The sequence below is a fragment of the Deinococcus sp. genome, assembly GCF_018260405.1.
In the GTDB taxonomy this organism is placed as follows: domain Bacteria; phylum Deinococcota; class Deinococci; order Deinococcales; family Deinococcaceae; genus Deinococcus.
Genome location: NZ_JAGLBG010000166.1, coordinates 1 through 2,993, shown reverse-complemented (window position 1 = coordinate 2,993; position 2,993 = coordinate 1). Strand labels below are relative to the sequence as shown.

General features: G+C 50.7%; 2 protein-coding genes. Both read right to left on the bottom strand.

All coding sequences use genetic code 11. The features are described from left to right. Nucleotides 1-485: 485 nt before the first annotated feature. Nucleotides 486-1,892, bottom strand: coding sequence for a replication initiator protein A (locus QZ269_RS12585; RefSeq protein WP_291427049.1), 1,407 nt, complete (start codon nucleotides 1,890-1,892; stop codon nucleotides 486-488). Between the two features lie 530 nt (nucleotides 1,893-2,422). Further along, nucleotides 2,423-2,993, bottom strand: a 571-nt coding sequence (locus QZ269_RS12580) for a hypothetical protein (protein ID WP_291427048.1), incomplete at its 5' end; no start/stop codon positions are given.

The window sequence follows — 2,993 nt, the reverse complement described above, 5'->3', positions numbered from 1 at the left end:
TCGGTCACAGAGACAGCTCGCCTCCGGGGTCATGACCCTGTAGACACGCTGATGGCTCTGGCGCGCTAATCAGATACGAATAAAGATTTTCGGGTCATGGAGTCAATTCTACAGGAAGGATGTTCCATAAGGCAGCGGCGGCATGGGCGTGGGCAACAGGACGGCTCTAAAAAAGCCCGGAGACAATCCGGAGCACCTTGGACCCCACCCCGCCCACTGCTGGGCCTTCACGGCCCTTATAGCGCCCCAGATGGAACCAGAACCAAGAAGAAACCCGGCAATCTCACCAAGAAAGGGGATAAGCAGCGCCCAGAGGGCGAAAAGTGGTCAACCTGTACAGGGTAAAAGTGGTCAATTTCTGAGTGCGATACTTCTGCTTCTGACACCTAAGCCACGTCGATAAGGCTGATTACAGCAGGATTCTCCCTTTAGCGCAGGTTTTGGTTCCTACTCTCACGTCACCCCCTGATGTTTGACCCTTTTTCTTATAACTGAGCCTTTAGGTTAGTCACATAGTCCTGCAGTTCTAGGGTTGCAGCGGCGCGTGTTGCATTAGAGAGCAATTCTACGGCACTTAAATCTCCAGACATACAATGCTGCTCAAGACTTTTCCATTCCTCAGAGGTGAAATTTTTTTGAAGCAATAGCTTTAGTCCCATACGACATTTCTGCCATTGCACATCAAAAGGAGCTTCCTGTAACACAACAGCCTTAGCTTCCAGCTCAGCCTGCGCCTCACGTTCTTGGCGTTCCAATTTCTCTTTCAACTGGTGAGATGTTTTTACAGGTGCTATTACTGTTTCTGTCTGTTGATTGAGTAAGTAACGGTCTGGCTCTTTCAAAGCGCTCCGCAAAAGACCAGCAGGATTGATAACTGGTTTTCCTCCAGTTGCCACAGCCGCCTGTCTATTTTTTACAAACTGGATACCCTTCTCGACATGTGATGCATGTTCACGGGCCAACTGCTGTGCAACAACCAAACTAAGGCCAAGATTAGCGTCAAGAAGTTGTTGAACTAGATTTGGGTCAGGGTCACCTGATTGACGGAAATGATAGATGAGTTCTGTCTTCTGACCGCGTCCAATAGTCTCAATTGAAGTCAAATATCCTAATGCAGTCAATTCATCATGAGCCGCGGCTAGAGCACGCATAATTTTACTCGCACGAGTGTCCTGCAGGCCACAAGCCTCTCTCCAGTCCTGTAGAGACACAGTCAAGCTCTCTTGCATACTTCCGTCATCCGTCTGCCGATGAGCAGAAAGAAGGCGGTACAGCGCCCGTGCAGGAGGTTGTTCAATGTTGCGAAGTAACTCCCTGTCAAGGTGATGAATGAAACCACTTCGCAAACTATCGGCAAATTCCGGAGTTAGCACCACTCGAAGCGTCTTGTCTCTTGAGAGACTTCCTTGAGCAAGGTCACCCCCACGTTGCCCTCGCTCCCAAAAGCTAATCTTCTCAAAAAAGCCAAGGGTTTCATTGTAGTAAGACACCGACTGCTGCCCAGGGACTTCAAAACCCTCACGCACAATGAAACCTGTCCGCCAGTACCGTAAAAGACTGTCCCGCAACCGCTCGTAGGTTCGTCCGTTGTCTGGCAATTGGGCCGCTTGGGTTAACTCATACCCACTGGTCACCACGGTGTTGTCTTGCGGAAAGCCTTGTAGGGCAAAAAGGGCCTCTATACCCAGAATGACGTCCGTGTCAGCGCCACGAGGACGGCCTAAATCGGCAAAACCCTGCAACTGGTAGCTCCGACCAGCGATAACAAAGTGGCTTACCCAACGCCGACTTTCCTCTTCGTCAAGGCGCACTTGCATACTCGTAATGCCAAAACGAGCGAGCGACCTCGCGTCCCTGATTTGAGTTGCACTACGGATTCCAGCTTTGCCCATTTCTTGTTCCCCTCATTGTGTGCGCTTGTTGTTGTTCTTTTGTACTTATTAAAACATAAAAAAACAACAACAAGGAGGATGCTCTTTTGCGTCTCAGACGGCGAAATCCAACGAAAACGGCCCAAAGGTGTCGGGAAAATGGGCTTAAACGGCCCAAAGGTGTCGGGAGAAAAATCACTAAACGGCCCAAAGGTGTCGGGAAACTAGGGAAAATGGGTACTATTGTTAGTATTTATCGTCCTAGACGCTTGTTTTCCGAAACGGCCCAAAGGTGTCGGGAGAAAAACGGCCCAAAGGTGTCGGGAATAGTCAACGTAACGGCCCAAAGGTGTCGGTATATAGAACAATGACGAAAATCGCCTCCTACAAGGGAAATGTTGATTTTTATGATTTCGCTGCGAGCATAACGGCCCAAAGGTGTCGGACTTTTATCTTGAGCCTATAGACTCGGAAGTATCCCAAAACGGCCCAAAGGTGTCGGGAAAACTTCAAGGACTCGGCGACTGAGACTTAGCTGAGAGTGGCTTCTCTCACTCTGGCATATATCCAAGATTGCAACTTAATTGGACCAACCCTCCGGTGGGGTCAGTTAACACCACCGGCAAAAAGACCAGTTGGGCATCCCGCCAGCCTATCCAGAGGAGACATCGCTCCTCTGTAATCAAGCGCGTTTCTGCAGCCTGATGACATATTTCGTCAATCTCTCTGTCTTTGGGGATACGACCATCTGGCCGGATAAGCCACTGTCCAATCCAATCAGCCTGTGGAGCAGCTTGCCTGAAGGCGTCACTGGCTCCCAGGACATAGCCTTCGTCCATGGCAAACAGAGGATATGGCCCGTATCCAGCAGGCAAGGCGTAATCGATGTGCAGGGTCTGATTCTCGCGGTAGCCAAAGAGCGGGCCATGCTGATAATTGCCGCCAATATCGAGGCGAGCGTGGGAAAACGTCCGCAGGCTTTTGGCAAGCTCGACATGCGCTAAGGGGTCTTCTTCGGGATGCTTCGCTGGGCTGCCATGCAGTCGTAGGAAGCGCTGCTGCGCACGGGTCAGTCGCATTACGGGGGAGGGAGTATCATCCATCTGGTCCACCTCAAATTGG

Bases quoted from the DNA above. Each gene is read 5' to 3' on its own strand.
- QZ269_RS12585 (WP_291427049.1), bottom strand. From the start codon at position 1,892: ATGGGCAAAGCTGGAATCCGTAGTGCAACTCAAATCAGGGACGCGAGG.